The 15,534-nt window shown below is 64.6% G+C and carries 12 protein-coding genes and 2 pseudogenes; all 14 read right to left on the bottom strand.

Annotated elements, in window-relative coordinates; genetic code table 11:
- Window positions 1–47 precede the first annotated feature (47 nt).
- The 14 genes and pseudogenes from HY058_13610 to HY058_13545 all read right to left on the bottom strand — a co-directional run bounded on the left by HY058_13610 (window position 48) and on the right by HY058_13545 (window position 15,336).
- The gene (locus HY058_13610) at window positions 48–560 is read right to left on the bottom strand and encodes a GFA family protein (GenBank protein MBI3498333.1); all 513 of its coding nucleotides are present in this window, start codon (window positions 558–560) and stop codon (window positions 48–50) included.
- A gap of 154 nt (window positions 561–714) precedes the next feature.
- Window positions 715–1,419 (bottom strand): glutathione S-transferase N-terminal domain-containing protein, encoded by a 705-nt coding sequence (locus tag HY058_13605; protein MBI3498332.1) that lies wholly within the window; start codon window positions 1,417–1,419, stop codon window positions 715–717.
- 78 nt (window positions 1,420–1,497) lie between these two features.
- Window positions 1,498–5,301 carry a hypothetical protein gene (locus HY058_13600; protein MBI3498331.1) on the bottom strand — a complete coding sequence of 1,268 codons (3,804 nt, stop codon included), beginning with the start codon at window positions 5,299–5,301 and terminating at the stop codon, window positions 1,498–1,500.
- Between the two features lie 267 nt (window positions 5,302–5,568).
- Window positions 5,569–5,649: pseudogene (locus tag HY058_13595) on the bottom strand (hypothetical protein).
- 1 nt (window position 5,650) lies between these two features.
- The gene (locus tag HY058_13590; GenBank protein MBI3498330.1) at window positions 5,651–6,532 is read right to left on the bottom strand and encodes a hypothetical protein; all 882 of its coding nucleotides are present in this window, start codon (window positions 6,530–6,532) and stop codon (window positions 5,651–5,653) included.
- A 218-nt stretch (window positions 6,533–6,750) separates the two neighbouring features.
- Window positions 6,751–6,846 (bottom strand): annotated as a pseudogene (locus tag HY058_13585) (hypothetical protein).
- Window positions 6,847–6,895: 49 nt separating this feature from the next.
- Complete coding sequence (locus HY058_13580; protein ID MBI3498329.1) at window positions 6,896–7,300, bottom strand: PIN domain-containing protein; 405 nt, start codon at window positions 7,298–7,300, stop codon at window positions 6,896–6,898.
- A complete protein-coding gene (locus tag HY058_13575; GenBank protein MBI3498328.1) occupies window positions 7,297–7,527 on the bottom strand; it encodes an AbrB/MazE/SpoVT family DNA-binding domain-containing protein in 231 nt (76 codons plus the stop codon). Before HY058_13575 ends, HY058_13580 begins: the two co-directional genes overlap by 4 nt.
- Before the next feature lie 235 nt (window positions 7,528–7,762).
- Entirely contained in the window at window positions 7,763–9,310 is a 1,548-nt protein-coding gene (gene guaA, locus HY058_13570; GenBank protein ID MBI3498327.1) for a glutamine-hydrolyzing GMP synthase, read from the bottom strand.
- Window positions 9,311–9,461: 151 nt separating this feature from the next.
- Window positions 9,462–10,004, bottom strand: coding sequence for a GNAT family N-acetyltransferase (locus HY058_13565; protein ID MBI3498326.1), 543 nt, complete (start codon window positions 10,002–10,004; stop codon window positions 9,462–9,464).
- Between the two features lie 119 nt (window positions 10,005–10,123).
- Window positions 10,124–11,494, bottom strand: coding sequence for an RsmB/NOP family class I SAM-dependent RNA methyltransferase (locus tag HY058_13560; protein MBI3498325.1), 1,371 nt, complete (start codon window positions 11,492–11,494; stop codon window positions 10,124–10,126).
- A gap of 129 nt (window positions 11,495–11,623) precedes the next feature.
- Entirely contained in the window at window positions 11,624–13,090 is a 1,467-nt protein-coding gene (guaB, locus tag HY058_13555) for an IMP dehydrogenase (protein MBI3498324.1), read from the bottom strand.
- Between the two features lie 264 nt (window positions 13,091–13,354).
- Window positions 13,355–14,062, bottom strand: a complete 708-nt coding sequence (locus tag HY058_13550) for an RlmE family RNA methyltransferase (GenBank protein ID MBI3498323.1) — start codon at window positions 14,060–14,062, stop codon at window positions 13,355–13,357.
- Between the two features lie 209 nt (window positions 14,063–14,271).
- Window positions 14,272–15,336: a Ppx/GppA family phosphatase gene (locus tag HY058_13545; protein MBI3498322.1), complete on the bottom strand. Its 1,065-nt coding sequence runs from the start codon at window positions 15,334–15,336 to the stop codon at window positions 14,272–14,274.
- Window positions 15,337–15,534: the final 198 nt, after the last annotated feature.

Raw genomic sequence — 15,534 nt, 5'->3', positions numbered from 1 at the left:
GGCGACGGTCGCCACGCGAAGAGAACGCCGGTACGGCGAGAAACGCGTCACGGCTCGAACGACAAGTCTTTGGCGGTTTCGGATTGCCTTTTCCGTCGCGGACGCTCCCACACGACGCCGGGGAATCCCTTGAGCGGACGCAACGGCTGGCCTCGATAGGCCCATTCGGGCGACTCCCCGATGGCGATGTGATAGAGCGGTTCCCTGCCGGTCCGGCCGTCGAACAGCGCCCGGGGTATGTTCACCATCTCAGGCGAGTGAGCGCGCTCATAAAGGACGGGGGTACCGCATCGAGCACAAAAGCTTCGGGCCTTACCCGCAGCCGCATCGTTGAAACGGGTGACGTTCGCAGCCCCCTTGGTAAAGCGGAAGCGGCTCCGCCAACTGCCCACATAGGTCGCGTAGGCAGCACCCTGTGCATGCTGCGTCTTGCGGGAATGGTCATGCCACGCCCATCGCGCCGGGATGTCGATCTCGAACCTGACCTTGCCGCAAAGACACTGTCCCGCTGCGATGCCTGCGGGTGCTTTTGCAGACCCCTCGGATGTCGCCCTACTCATCTCTCACCTCGACCGTCAGCCCGAAACGCCCCGGGGATTCCGTCACGACCATCTCCCTGGCGACGATAGAGGCTGTTGTAGGGAGTTATACTTGCCACCTGCCGTCAGGTATTTATGCGAGGCTTGAAGACTGCGAGCAAGCCGCGGCGCCTCTTCACGCTCGCTTGGGAATCTCCAGACCCCGTTGCACCGCCGGTCGTGCCAAACCGCGCTCCAGCCAGGCCGGAACATACTTCAGGCTATCGAACGCGACGAGCTCGCGCGCGCCGTAGAAGCCGATCAGATTGCGGACCCAGCCGAGGAGAGCGATATCGGCGATGGTGTAGTCATCGCCCATGATCCAGTGCCGATCGTCGAGGCGCGTCTCCATGACACCAAGCAATCTTTGAGACTCCGCGCGATAGCGTTCGAGCGGACGCTTGTCGGCGATCTCCTTTCCAGCGAATTTGTAGAAATAGCCGACCTGGCCGAACATCGGCCCGACCGCTGCCATCTGAAAGAACACCCATTGAATGGTCTCGTAGCGGAGCGCCGCATCCTTCGGCAGCAGCTTGCCGACCTTCTCGGCCAGATAGAGCAGGATCGCTCCGGATTCGAACAGCCCGAAGGGGGTGCCGCCTGGCCCGTCCGGATCGATGATCGCCGGGATCTTGCCGTTCGGATTGAGCGACAGGAATTCCGGCGTCCAGGTCTCGTTGGCGCCGATGTCGATCCGGTGCGGCTCATAGGCAAGCCCGATCTCCTCCAGTGCGATCGACACCTTGACGCCGTTCGGCGTCGGCAGGGAATAGAGCTGCAGACGGTCGGGATGCTTGGCCGGCCAGCGCTTGGTGATGGGGAAGTGGGATAGATCGGGCATTAGTCAGACCTGCTCGCCTCCCCTTGCTAAGCGCCGTGCAACTCGCACCACGTTCGCCGATGCGAATCAATGTTACTCTTATTCAAATCGCCCGCTGCGGGCCTTGTCTTCTTCTGTCTCGCGACGGCGCTCTATTTCTATGCATTGCTTCAGCATTGACTTGGCACTATCGAGAGGCGCCGCTAGCGTCGGGATTGCGCTGACATCAAGTTGAATGAGCAGCGTAAGGCGGGATTCAAGCTTCGTCGCTAGCGATCCGCTCCAGCCCGTGGGACGCAGGCGCTTGACGACTTCCTTGAAGACGGCTTCCGGATCAGGTGCCTTCATAAGAAGCTGGTGCGTCAGGCTCGTCCATTCATGTGGGGCGTTGTCATTAGGCCGTTTGAACAGCAAAGCAACAGCAGCTGCCAACCGGTACCGGTCTTTCGGCTCGCGATCGCACCAGCCGAGCATGACCTCGTCGGATACCGCGTCAATCGGAGTCTTGCCAAAACGCAGAACATCATTCAGCAACCGGATACTGTTGTCCTGGGACTTCCTGTCCCCTGAGAATAGCTCATCGAGCACGTCGACCGGGTGGACCTGAAAAAGTGCTTTCAAGAGGTCGTCGTGGTCGTAGGCATGCACTTCATACCGCGCAGCTGCGGCCATCAGATTACGGCACAACTGCTGCGCAATCGCCTTTCCTTCCTCTCCAGCGAGCGAAACCCGGACGATCACGCCTATCTCGTAATCTTCGCGCGTTGCGCGGTTATCCTTGCGATGAAACTCATAGGCTCTAAGAAGCTCACGGCCCGCTTCAGCAACCTCCGGCACGAACGCTTTCTTGCCGCTGCGGTCAGAGTGCATGCGCATGGCAAGAATATCCATGGCAACTGGAACTCCGCCAGGTTTCTGTCCGATCGACAGCATGAGACGCTTAAACTCGGACCCAGGGATGACATCACAGGTACGCCCGTAAGCAAGACCAAAAAATCGATCGATCGGCGCCTTGCCAAGCTCAAGCGCGCGATGCAGCCGACGCAGCCCATCTTCATCGATGCGGACGCCGGCTTGCAAGGTGGGAAGCCACGCGGCGAGCGTCGGATCGTCCAACGCTTCATCCAGCAGGGCATTGGCGAGAGCGCCATCCCGCTTCTGAAGGCCGTCGAGAAAACCACACAAGAGGTCGATGCCCGGCTTCCCCGTCTCAGTTACCTGTGCGACCATGGCACTCCACATCTCACGCGGCTGTTCGGCTTCAAGCGCCATGCCTTGGCCAAAGCCAACGACTTTGCCATACGCGTCGATCAGCTCAGGTAGCAATACCTTGAACGCTTGCTCGTCGGTGGCCACATCCCGACCAAGGTTTTCGACCGCCGTAGCCACGCGCGAGGCCGCCGCATCGTAGCCGTCATTTTCAACCTCGTTCAATTCGTCGAGATCGACGCCGCCGCCGTTCGAGCCAAGGACAAGACCACGAACCTTGTCGATCAGATTCTCAGGCTTTAGAGATTTTTCAAGGGCCGTGAGCCGCGCCAGTAATTTTGGTGGAAGACCTTTGCCCTCATAAATTCGAGTGTGACGCGCGGCGATCCAGCCTTCGCGCCAGAACTTCTCGGTGGCGACAGCATATGCCAACCGCTCCAGTTCATCGGCCGCCTCCGTATCTGTCCAAAGCCCGCGAAATTCACGTGCGATAGCTTTTCGCACCAGTTCAGCGACCGGATTTTCCAACAGCGCGAATGGTTCCGCGAGCCTCAAAACAGACGTGAACCAATCTCGTACGTCCTGGCGAGTTGGAGGGTAATACCCGTAGTCGCGTGACCGCGCGCCAAACTCGAATTCATACGTGGACGAGAAATGACTTGTCTTGAGCATTGCTTGCAGCGCCTTGACTCCCAAGCCTTGCTCAACAGGGTCCGAGGAGCGCAGCAAACGTTCAACGAGGGAAAGACGCAATTTAAGTGGTGCGTGCGTGCCGGACAGAACGATGTAGAAGAGTGACTCAATGATATTCGCCGCATCGCTGTTAGACAGGTCACTACTGGGCAGCCGGGCAAACGCAACGAGAAGTGAAACAGCGCGCTCGAAGTGCACCGGATCGAAAGCAAGCGAGCGCAGGAGCCTAAGGAAGTGGGTGCATTTTCTAAGAGTGGCCTCATCCGATTCCACGAAGACCTTCTCCAGTACCGAAAGTACGGCATCCGGCATCACCGGCGCGACATTGTCGAACATGGCGCGGCCTAGCTCGGTGAGGTTGGTGACATCACTCAATATTCCGCCCGGCGCCAGCCAGCTTTGAACAATGGCCTGCGCTTCCCTGCTGCCATCGAGATAGCCAAGGCGACGCGAGAAGGACCGAAGGAGGCGCTCAGGCGCGCTCTCTATAAACACCGACAACAGCTTGGAACGAGGAATATTCTCAAGCCCAATGGCTGCAAGGCGGTTCGCAATGGCGTGTGGCAGTACCGCCCGCCATGGCCCGCGTTGCTGAACCAGATCGCGCCGCTTCAATTCGGCAACCGCACGGAATACTTCTTCAGCAGATTTTCCAATCAGGCCGCCGAGGATCGGCAACTCGGCTCCGTCGCCCGAGACTTTCTCTCCTTCAAATGAGTAAACGAGCGAGCACACTTGCGCGATTGACTGGAGCGAAGCGTCGGGATCATGCCGCTGTTGAAAGAGCCGACGGAACAAGTCGGCATCGCTCAACCCCGCAATCGTTTCGTTCTTCGCCACCGTACCGGCCAGCGCCAAGGCGACACGCGCGTTCCCACCCGAGAACTCAGCAATCGTTCGGGCATCGATCTGAGAAAGGTTGGGAAACCGCTTCGAAATCAACGTTTCGATTAGGATTACCGAAGATGTGTCCAGCACGAAGACCTCTGTGCCTTCGGGCTGGTCTTCGCGGATGTCGTACTCGACCGTAATGACGCTTATCGTCGTGCGAGCCGATCGGGCGATGTCGGACAGCTGGCGATGGATGTCTGGCGGGCAATTGTCGATGACAAGGATCGCACGCGTGCGTCCTGCGATCAGATCGGAGGCGAGGCCGGCAGGCTGAGGATCGGGCCCTTCGGCAATATTCGTGTAGATGGCGAGAGATGGGTCGAGGCTGCCTGAGCCAACAGCCGAGTCGAAGAGCGCTTCGACCAACCGCGTCTTTCCGACGCCTGAAAGTCCGACAAGCCGCACGACATGGCCCGGTGTGCGAAGCACATCTCGAATCTTGTTTATCCCGTTCGTTGCGGTGAGGCCATCTCCTTCTTTCTCGTCACCCGTCTTGATGCGGGCCGCCTCGTCGACCAGATAGGTGGGGTCAGCACCATCAGGCGCATACGACCACGAACCGTAGGGTCGCCAACCTGGAATTGACTTGCCAATTCTTGAACGAGTCCACGGTATCAAGCCCGCGTGACCGCGCACCCAGGTCGCGATGCGGTTGCAGTCATAAAAATCCAGGATGAGGTTTTCGGCGCCGGCAATATCCCGCACCGATTCCGCCATCGCGACCCTGCGGTCCTTGAGCGCCGAGTCCGACGTCGAGTCCGCTGAGCTCACAATGATATACGCACCCGATGCCATAGCCAGTTCGCCGATGACCGGCCGTACGACACCCTTTGGCCTCATTTCGCCGTTGATCTCTGAGGGCGGCATATACTGCTTCTTGATCTGGTAACCCGTGTTGGCCTTCGGAATGAAGCCATCGATGCTCGTCCCCAATGCGAGAGCCACGCGAACGTCGATGCCGCCGTCCTTCGCCGTTTGGTCACCACCCCATGTGACGGCCGACGAAGGAAGGTTCCGACGGCGCAGCTCTGCCTCGCAAAGATTACCGACGAGCGTGCGCAAATCTTCGTCGTTCAACGCGGCAATGTCGTCACCGGTGATTTCAAACATGCATCGAGGTTAGGCACGCTGCCTGGCGCCGTCAAATGACGGGCTGAAATCCAAACTTTATGTCCCAAGGGGCAAACACAGGGTCACGAAGCGCAATGACTATGCGGCTTGATTGGATCGTGATGCCGCTCGCGATTCGGACGGCGATCGTTAACGAAACCGCGCTCAACTCTCTACTCGTTCAAGGATATTCCTCGCAAGAGCACGGCAGAGTATCTCTGCCCCCTATTCCCACTCGATGGTGCCCGGCGGCTTCGAGGTCACGTCTTAGGCGACCCGGTTGATGCCGCGCACCTCGTTGATGATGCGCGTCGCCACGCGGGCGAGGAAGGCATGCTCGAAGTGATAACTACCCGCCTCGTGCTGTCGCCTTCAACACGATGTGGATGAACGCGTACATGCGGAAGAATAGGAAATCGATCTGCTCCGCGGCGGTTAGTAATACCTGATCCGTCTCGGAGTGTCGGATTCTGAACGTATTCCCGATTTTGGTGAGTGCGACGGCCTCATCGCCGAGCACCTCCCGAAGTTTCGAGCCAGGCTGCGCTACGCGATCGAGCAGGGCGTCCGCCTGTGCTCTCTTGTTCTCCCCCGACCCCAGAGTCTTCAGGCGCTCAAACGCGTCCCATAGCTTTTCTAGCGCATCCTGGCGATCATCGGTCTTCGGCGAAACGATTCGGAGGCGCGCCACCTCAAGCAGGCGGTCGGTCTCGCCGTCCCCTGTCGCAGATACGGCCCAAGCAAGAGCCTCAGCAAGTGGCTGCGGCAGAAGGCGACGCGCCTGACCTGCCGGTGTCAGTTCATATGCGACGCCATTGCGGGCAAACAAGAGATTAACGTCCGCCACAAAGCGCTGTAGGCCGACGTCACGATCCCAACTTAAATGATGGTGCCCATAATAGGAGTGGTAACCGCCTTCGATCGGCTGGCCGACCGCGGCCGCGCAGAACTCCAGTAAGTCCAGGATACGGGGCGCGACCGGCAACTGATCAGGTGACAGAGGCCAGTCAACGTAAGGTACCTCGGCGTTAGCTACGAGCCGAAATGCCTGTTCATCGCAGCCGCAGGGTCCATTGCCGTCCGGGCACTGTTCGGGAAAGCGCTGGCCGAACGAGCCATCGCCCAAGCGTGCCATAATCAGGCTGTACAGCCCTCCCCACAGCCGAGCATCAATGGTATCGACCGTCCGTGGGCGTGCCCCATACTCCCGGTCGGTGAAATACGCCGTCATGGCATGTGGGCCCAGAGCGGGATCATAGTTGCTTCTAGACGTCTATAGCGCGGCCACAGCCAAAAAGGCACGCATCTCCGAGGTGGCGGAACGTCCTTACAAGCCGAATTCAGCTTTCCACCAAGGTGATGCGGTTGGTGCGACGCTTACTTTTCCCGGGATGGCACTCCAAACCCCTGCTTAACCGACCAAATCCCGACGACTATCGTGTGACTCCCCTACTCCCACTCGATGGTGCCCGGCGGCTTCGAGGTGACGTCGTAGGTGACCCGGTTGATGCCGCGGACCTCGTTGATGATGCGGGTCGCGACGCGCGCAGCACATGCGCGAAGTTCCAGACCTTGGCGACGAGAGTTTGGGAGTTCATGCGGGCGCGTCCGCGAAGGGATTGACGATGGTCAGCCCGCCGACGCTTCCACCGTGCTGCATGTCCTCGCTGTAGAGCGTGGCGCAGCCGGCTTCGAGCGCGGCGGCAACGATCAGGGCGTCATAGAAGGCGAAGCCATGATCGCGGGCGAGCGCCACCGCACTCATATGAATCGCAGCGGTGATCGGTACGATGTCAGGGAACCGGTCGCAAATGACCGCGAGCGCAGCTTCGACTTCCGGCCATTCGCGCCGATACTTCTTGCGTGCGACATTGGCGAATTCGTTCAACACCTGAACGCTGATCATGCCGCCATCGGCAAGGACATCGATCGCGCGTCCACGCTTCGTGACGTCGAGAAAGGCGTAGACGAAAACGTTCGTGTCGAAAAACCGAGTCAACGCTCGTTCGCCTCGTCCCGGTCGAACTTGTAGCCTTCCGGAACGCGCCAGCGGAATCGCTCCAGGCGCCTCAGGAACTCCCCGCGCCGATCGACCTTTTCGACCTCGATCTTGCCCTTTGACGCCGCGATGATGAGGAGCTCGTCGCCGGGGCGCAGTTCAAGCTCCTCGACTACTCTTTTTGGCAGCCTCACGGCGAGGCTGTTACCCCATTTCGAAACCTGCATGGCGCCCTCGATGATATCCTACGGTAATAAGATATCATAGGCAGGATATCATCAGCGTTCAAGGCCGCGGCTCCAGCCGAACTTGGCCCCTCGGCCGGCCGCAGGCCGATCCGCCTTCAAACGCCCAAGCAGCGCCGCGGCGAGCGAGACGGCGGGATCCTGCGGCACCGGGCCGATCTCTAAGTCTGATCGCGTCGCGCAACCCCTCTAATTGCGTAGAGAGACGTCGCCGCCCCTACTCCCACTCGATCGTGCCGGGCGGCTTCGAGGTGACGTCGTAGGTGACCCGGTTGATGCCCTTGACCTCGTTGATGATGCGGGTTGCCACGCGCGCGAGGAAGGCGTGCTCGAAGGGATAGGAGTCGGCAGTCATGCCGTCGCTGGAGGTGACGGCGCGGAGCGCCAGGGCATAGTCGTAGGAGCGGGCATCGCCCATGACGCCGACGGTCTTGACCGGCAGCAGCACGGCGAAGGCCTGCCAGATCTTGTCGTAGAGCCCGGCGGCGCGGATCTCGTCCAGATAGACGCGGTCGGCGCGGCGCAGGAGATCGAGCTTCTCCGGCGTCACCTCGCCCGGGATGCGGATGGCGAGCCCGGGCCCGGGAAACGGATGGCGGCCGATAAGGCGCTCGGGCAGGCCCAGCTCGCGTCCGAGCAAGCGCACCTCGTCCTTGAACAGCTCGCGCAACGGCTCGACCAGAAGCAGCTTCATGCGCTCGGGCAGACCGCCCACATTGTGGTGCGACTTGATGGTGACGCTGGGACCGCCGGTGAAGCTGACGGACTCGATGACGTCGGGATAGAGCGTGCCTTGCGCCAGGTAGCGCGCATCGCCGATGCGCTTGGCCTCTGCCTCGAATACCTCGATGAAGGTGGCGCCGATGCTCTTGCGCTTGGTCTCGGGGTCGGTGACACCCTGGAGCCGGCCCAAGAAGAGCTGGCTCGCATCCTTGTGCACCAAGGGAATGTTGTAGTGGCCGCGAAACAGCTCCACCACCTCCTCCGCTTCCCCGGCGCGCAGGAGCCCGTGATCGATGAACACGCAGGTGAGCTGCTCGCCGATCGCCTCGTGCAGCAGCACGGCGGCGACCGAGGAGTCCACACCACCCGAGAGCCCGCAAATGACGCGGTCCTTGCCGACGCGCTCCCGGATCCGGCGGATCGCCTCAAGGCGGAACGCCTTCATGCTCCAATCCCCGGAGCAGCCGGCGACACCGTGGGTGAAGGCGCGCAACAGCTTGGCGCCGTCGGGGGTGTGGGCGACCTCGGGATGGAATTGCACGCCGTAGATGCGCCGCTTGTCGTCGGCGATGGCGGCGAAGGGCGCGTTCTCGCTGATGGCGACGGTGCGGAAGGCGGGCGGGATGGCGGTGATCTTGTCGCCGTGGCTCATCCACACGGTATGGCGCGTGCCCTTCGGCCAGACTCCGTCGAACAGCCCGCAGCTGTCCGTGACCTCGACCTCGGTGCGGCCGAACTCGCGCGCATGGCCGGCCTCGACCGCGCCGCCGAGCTGCCCGCAGATGGTCATCTCGCCATAGCAGATGCCCAAGACCGGCACGCCCAGCTTGAACACCACCTCGGGCGCCCTGGGCGTGTCGGATGCTGCAACCGAGGCCGGGCCGCCGGAGAGGATGATCGCCTTCGGCGCGAACTCGCGCACCCGATCCTCTGCGACGTTGAAGGGCAGGATCTCGGAATAGACGCCGCTCTCCCGCACTCGGCGCGCGATGAGCTGGGTCACCTGGCTGCCGAAATCGAGAATGAGCACGCGGTCGGTCATGGAGCGGCGGACCATATCCGATCGGCGGCGAATTGTCAGTCCGCCGGTTTGTCGCAGGCCGGCATAGGAGCCATGCCGGAATCGCCGGCCTCGCGAATCGGCAGGGGTCGGGCGGGCGTGCCATAGGGACGGCGGCGATCCGGCCCGAGCCTCACATCTTCGGCTTTAGTCGGCGGCGCAAATCCGGCCAGTCATAGGCGACCTCGACATAGCTCTCGCCGCCGATGTCGGTCGAGCCCTCGCCGGCCAGGAGCCCGCCCAACCGCTCGTAGAAGAGTCGGGCCGCGCGGTTGTCGCGGAGCGTCCAGATCCTGGCCGAGGTCATGCCGAGCTCCGCCAGCCGGGCGAAGGATGCCTCCACCAGACGCTGGCCGATGCCCTGCTTTTGCATGGTCTCCACCACGTAGAGCGCATAGACCTCGCCTTCGCTGGCCGCCCGCGCATTCTGCCGCGGGCCGCAGCTGGCGAACGCGATGACCCGCTCGCCCACGGTGGCGACCAGAATGAAGCTGCGTCCTTCGTCCTGCGAGAGCACTTGCGCCCAGAACGCGGCGACCCGCACCTCGTTGAGCCCCTCCAGGATGCGGGACGACATGATCTCCCGGTAGGCCGCCCGCCAGGTCTCCACCTGCACGCGCGCGATTGCCGCCGCCTCGTCGAACTCCGCCTCTCTGATGTCGATCGCTTCTTGCATCGCCTGCCTGTCATAGCGCATCCAGCGAAGCGCGAGCTATCAAGAATAACCGCTGAGAACGCGGAGGAGCGCCGAGGTCGCAGAGACCACAATTCGCGCGAAGCGGCCCTCGAAAAAACTTAGCGCCCTCCGTGTATCCTCTGCGCCCTCTGCGGTTCCTTCGAGGGCTTCGCCCGCTCGAAGACGGCGGCGAAGAAGCCGTCGGTGCCGTGCTGGGCCGGGGTGAGCGCCAGATAGGGGCCGGCGACCGGACAGCCGGTGCCGATCGTCTCCCGCCAGGCATCGCCGATCGGGACCAAGGTGAAATCCGGGTGAGCGGCGAGGAAATTCTCTGCCTGGCGCTCGTTCTCTTCCGGCAACAGCGCGCAGGTCGCATAGACGAGCCGGCCGCCCGGCGCCACCAGCCTCGCCGCATCGGCCAGGATCCCCGCCTGCAAGCCAACCAGCCGCTCGATATCCGCCTCGCCATAGCGCCAGCGCGAGTCGGGGTTGCGCCGCCAGGTGCCGGACCCGCTGCAGGGCGCATCGACCAGCACGCGATCGAAGAAGCCGCGATGCCGCTTTGCCCATTTGTCGCCGGCGGTGCCCAAGACATGCGTCTCGACATTGAAGGCACCGGCGCGCTTCAAGCGTTCGGCGGCCCGCTTCAGGCGGAGCGGCAACACATCGCAGGCGATGAGCCGGCCCTTGTTCGCCATGGCGCCGGCGATCGCCAGGGTCTTGCCGCCGGCGCCCGCACACCAGTCCAAGACCTTCTGGCCGGGCTTGGCGCCCAAGACCAGCGCCACCAGCTGCGAGCCTTCGTCCTGCACCTCGATCAGCCCTTGGCGAAAGGCCTCCATGCGATCCACCGGGCGGCGCCGGTCGAGGCGGATGCCCAGGGGCGAGAGCCGGGTCGGCTGGCCTTCGATACCGCCCTGGGCGAGTGCCGCCAGAGCCTGGTCGCGGCCGGCCGCCTTCAGCGGGTTCACCCGGAGATCGAAGGGCGCGGTCAAATTGAGAGCGGTCATCTCCTGGGCGAACCGCGGCCCGAAGACGGCGTGCAGGCGTTCGGCGAGATAAGCCGGGCATTCGGCGCGCACCTCCGCCGGCATGTCGGGAGGCTCGAGCGGCCGGCCCGCCAGCCTAGCCGCCAGCGCCCGCTCTTCGGCGGCGAGGGGTTGGGGCGCGTACTGGCCGCCGGGGAAGAGGGACGCCGCTGCCTCGAGGGTGAGCCCATCGGCCAGCATGAGATCGGCCAGCGCGCGGGCGCGGGCCGAGGCGGCGCTCCGAATGCCTTCGCGGGCCAGCCACCAATCCAGCCTGGCGCGGCGGCGGAGCACGCCGAAGACGCGCTCGGCGATCGCGACCCGGTCCTTCGAGCCGATGTAGCGCCGGGAGCGGAAATAGCGATCGAGCACCCGATCGGCGGGCGGCGCATCGGCCCCGGATGCCGCCCAAACCTCCTGCAAGGCCTCGATCGCGGCGGCGAGCCGCGCGGCGGGGGTCATTGCGGCAATTGCCCCCACCCCAGCCCTCCCCCACGCTGCGCATGGGGGAGGGAGTAGAACGCCTCTTTGCTCCCTCCCTCGCCAAAGGCGGGGGAGGGCTGGGGTGGGGGCATGTCGGCGGCGATCGCTTTACGCGTCGCGGCGGTAGTTGGGCGCCTCGCGGGTGATCGAGACGTCGTGCACATGGCTTTCGCTCAAGCCGGCGCCGGTGATGCGCAGGAACTGGCAGCCGCCCTGCATCTCGGCGATGGTGCGCTTGCCGGTATAGCCCATCGCCGCCTTGAGGCCGCCGATGATCTGGTGCACGACGGTGCCGACCGGACCCTTGAACGGCACCTGGCCTTCCACGCCCTCGGGCACCAGCTTCAAGGCGTCCGTGACTTCCTGCTGGAAGTAGCGATCGGCCGAGCCCCTGGCCATGGCGCCCAAGGAGCCCATGCCGCGATAGGCCTTATAGCTGCGGCCCTGATAGAGATAGACCTCGCCCGGCGCCTCCTCGGTGCCGGCCAGGAGCTGGCCCATCATGGCGCAGTCGGCCCCGGCGGCGATCGCCTTGGCGAGATCGCCCGAATGCTTGATACCGCCATCGGAGATGCAGGGCACGCCGTTGTCGTGGCAGACCTCGACGGTGTCGAAGAGTGCGGTCAGCTGCGGCGTGCCGACGCCGGCGATGATGCGGGTGGTGCAGATCGAGCCGGGCCCGATGCCGACCTTGATCGCATCCGCCCCGGCATCGATGAGGGCTCTGGCACCGTCGGATGTCACCACGTTGCCGGCAATGATCTGGGTGGCGTTGGCGAGCTTGCGAAGGCCGCGCACGGAGTCGATGACCCGGCTCGAATGCCCGTGGGCGGTGTCGACCACGATCACGTCCACCTCGGCCGCCATCAGCTCCTCGGCCCGCGCCATCCCGTCCTTGCCGATGCCGGTGGCGGCACCGACCCTAAGGCGTCCCTGCTCGTCCTTGCTGGCATTCGGGTGGCGGGCGGCCTTCTCGATGTCCTTGACGGTGATGAGGCCGACGCAGCGATAGGCGTCGTCCACAACCACGAGCTTCTCGATCCGGTGCCGGTGCAGGAGCTGCTTGGCGTGGTCGCGGCCGACCGCACCGTCCTTGACCGTGACCAGGTTCTCCTTGGTCATGAGCCGGCTCACCGGCTCGGCGGTGTTGGTGGCAAAGCGCACGTCGCGGTTGGTGAGGATGCCGACGAGCTTGCCATTGCCGCGCTCGACCACGGGAATGCCAGAGATCTTGTGCTCGAGCATGAGGGCGAGCGCGTCGGCCAAGGGCTGGTCCGGGTGGATGGTCACCGGATTCACCACCATCCCCGACTCGAACTTCTTGACCGCGCGGACCTCGTCCGCCTGGCGGCGCGCATCCAGGTTCTTGTGGACGACGCCGAGGCCGCCCAACTGCGCCATGGCGATGGCGAGCCGGCTCTCGGTCACCGTGTCCATGGCGGCCGAGATGAGCGGGATGCCGAGCTCGATGGCGCGCGTGAGGCGCGTGCGCGTATCCGCCTCGCCGGGCAGGATCGAGCTCGCGGCAGGTTGCAGCAGGACGTCGTCGAAGGTGAGGGCCTCGCGGATGTTCATGCCGTCTCCACCGCTAAGGCGGCGCTAGATACCACGCAATCCCGGCCGATGGGAAGGGCCGGCCGCGGAATTCGTCCGCATGGCTGGGTTGTGGCTTCAAACGACGCGCGCGCCCCCACCCCAACCCTCCCCCGCCTTCGGCGAGGGAGGGGGTAGAAAGGCGTTCTACTCCCTCCCCCATGCGCAGCGTGGGGGAGGGCTGGGGTGGGGGCATTCCTCTCGTGTCCCAGGGCGGGCGTGCCCGGGACTGGGACGCTGGGACAGCTAGGGTTTAGAGCGGAAGCCCTGGGCCACCAGATAGGTTTCGGCCGATTCCTTGCGGCTTGCCGGCGGCTTGGCGTGGCGCACCCGGGCGAAATGGCGCTTCAAGGTCACCAGCATGGCGCGCTCCGCCCCGCCCTGAAACAGCTTGCAGACGAAGCTGCCGCCGGGCGCCAGCACCTCCAGGGCGAAGGCCAGCGCCGCCTCGGCCAAGGCGATGATGCGGAGATGGTCGGTGGGCTCATGCCCGGTCGTCGGCTGCGCCATGTCGGACAGCACGACATCGGCCGGGCCCGCAAGCTCCGCCTTGATCCGCTCGGGTGCTGCCGCAGCGAGGAAGTCGAGAGTGATGAGGCGGGCGCCCGGCACCGGGTCCATGGGGCTCACATCGAGGGCCACCACCCGTCCCCGCCCCTCGCCGGCCTTGCTCCGCTGGGCGGCCACCTGGGTCCAGCCACCCGGGGCGGCGCCGAGATCGACGATCTTCTGCCCGGGTTTCAATAGGTGGAAGCGCTGGTCCAGCTCGATCAGCTTGAAGGCCGCACGGCTGCGCCAACCCTGGCGCTTCGCCTCGGCGACGTAGGGATCGTTGAGCTGGCGGGCGAGCCAGCGCTGCGAAGACGGCTTGTGCCGCCGGGCGGTGCGCAGGCGCTCGGCCGCCCGCCGCCTGCCGCCCGACGGTCCGCCCCCCGATGGCGTGCGCCCGGTCATGGTCGGCGACGACCACGAGCACCCCCCTCCCCAACTCTCCCCCGCGCAGGGAGGGCCTGGAAAGGGGTGAGGATCACCCCCTTCCAAAACCCACCCCCCGGGGGCGGGAGCTGGAAGAGGAGCGCTGCCGGCACTTCTCTTGTTCCCTCTCCCCTTGCGGGGGAGGGTGAGGGTGGGGGGTATCGCATGGTCGAGTACGCCATCAGCGTTTATACGACGCGTGACCGGGCCTCGCCGATGAGGCTGATCAGGATGCCTTCGCGCACGCCACGATCGGCGACGCGCACGCACCCCACCGGCCAGCGCCGGCAGATCGCCTCCAGGATGGCGCAGCCGGCCATCACCAGATCAGCCCGGTCGCGGCCGACGCAGGGTTGGCGGGCGCGGCCGGCGACGTCGAGGGCCAAGAGCCGGCTGGTGACCTCGCGGATGGCCTCAAAGCCGAGGGTGTAGCCGTCGACCTGGGTGCGGTCATAGCGGGGGAGCCCGAGATGGATGCCGGCGAGCGTGGTGACGGTGCCCGAGGAGCCCAGCATCTGAGTGCGGCCGAGCTCGACCTTGGCGGCGATCCCATGGGCCGCATCGAACTGGGTCAAATGCTGGCCGATTTCGGCCACCATAAGATGATAGGTATCGGCATCCATCGCTTCGGCCGGATGGCGCTCGCCCAGGGTCACCACGCCCAAGGGGAGCGAGATCGAGGCTTCGGTCACCGGCCCGCCTGAGGTGAGGTCGACCCAGCTGAGTTCGGTCGAGCCGCCGCCGATGTCGAAGACGATGGCGCGGGGGATGCCCGGATCGAGCAACGCCGAACAGCCGGCGAGGCTGAGCCGCGCCTCCTCGCGGCTGGAGATGATTTCGAGAGCGAGCCCGGTCGAGGCCTCGACGCGCTGGAGGAAGTCCTCGCAATTCACCGCCCGCCGGCAGGCCTCGGTCGCCACCGTGCGAGCGCCGGCCACGCGCCGGCGGCGGATCTTGGTCGCGCACACCCGGAGCGCATCGATGGTCCGCGCCATCGCCCGCTCCGACAGCCGGCCGCTGGCGGCGACGCCCTCGCCCAGCCGGACGATGCGCGAGAACGCATCGACGACGCGAAAGCCGCCGCCCTCGCCTGCTTCGGCCACCAGGAGCCGGCAGTTGTTGGTGCCGAGGTCGAGGGCGGCGTAGCTCGGCCGCCAAGCGGGGGCGGAACGGTCCGGCGGACGGCTGCCGTCCAGGCCATCAAGCTGGGCGAACACAGCCTCTCGGCCGCGATCGATCTCGGTTCGCGCCATCCCACACCCCTGTTCAACGCCGGCTTCCGTCCGCACCGCGCACGAGGCGGCAGCGATCCCATGAGCCTTGCGGCCGAGTGTACAGGAGCGCGGGAGCAGATGAAACCGGCGGCGGGCGCAGGAGCGGGCTCGGGCATCTCGCCGGCCCGCGCCTTGGCAGGCCTGGGATGCTATGCTAGAAGCCCGGCTGACGCGGCC

The sequence above is a fragment of the Pseudomonadota bacterium genome (assembly GCA_016195085.1).
GTDB lineage: Bacteria > Pseudomonadota > Alphaproteobacteria > SHVZ01 > SHVZ01 > JACQAG01.
The sequence above is the reverse complement of the archived record's forward strand: the minus strand, read 5'-3'. Positions and strand labels throughout refer to the sequence as shown.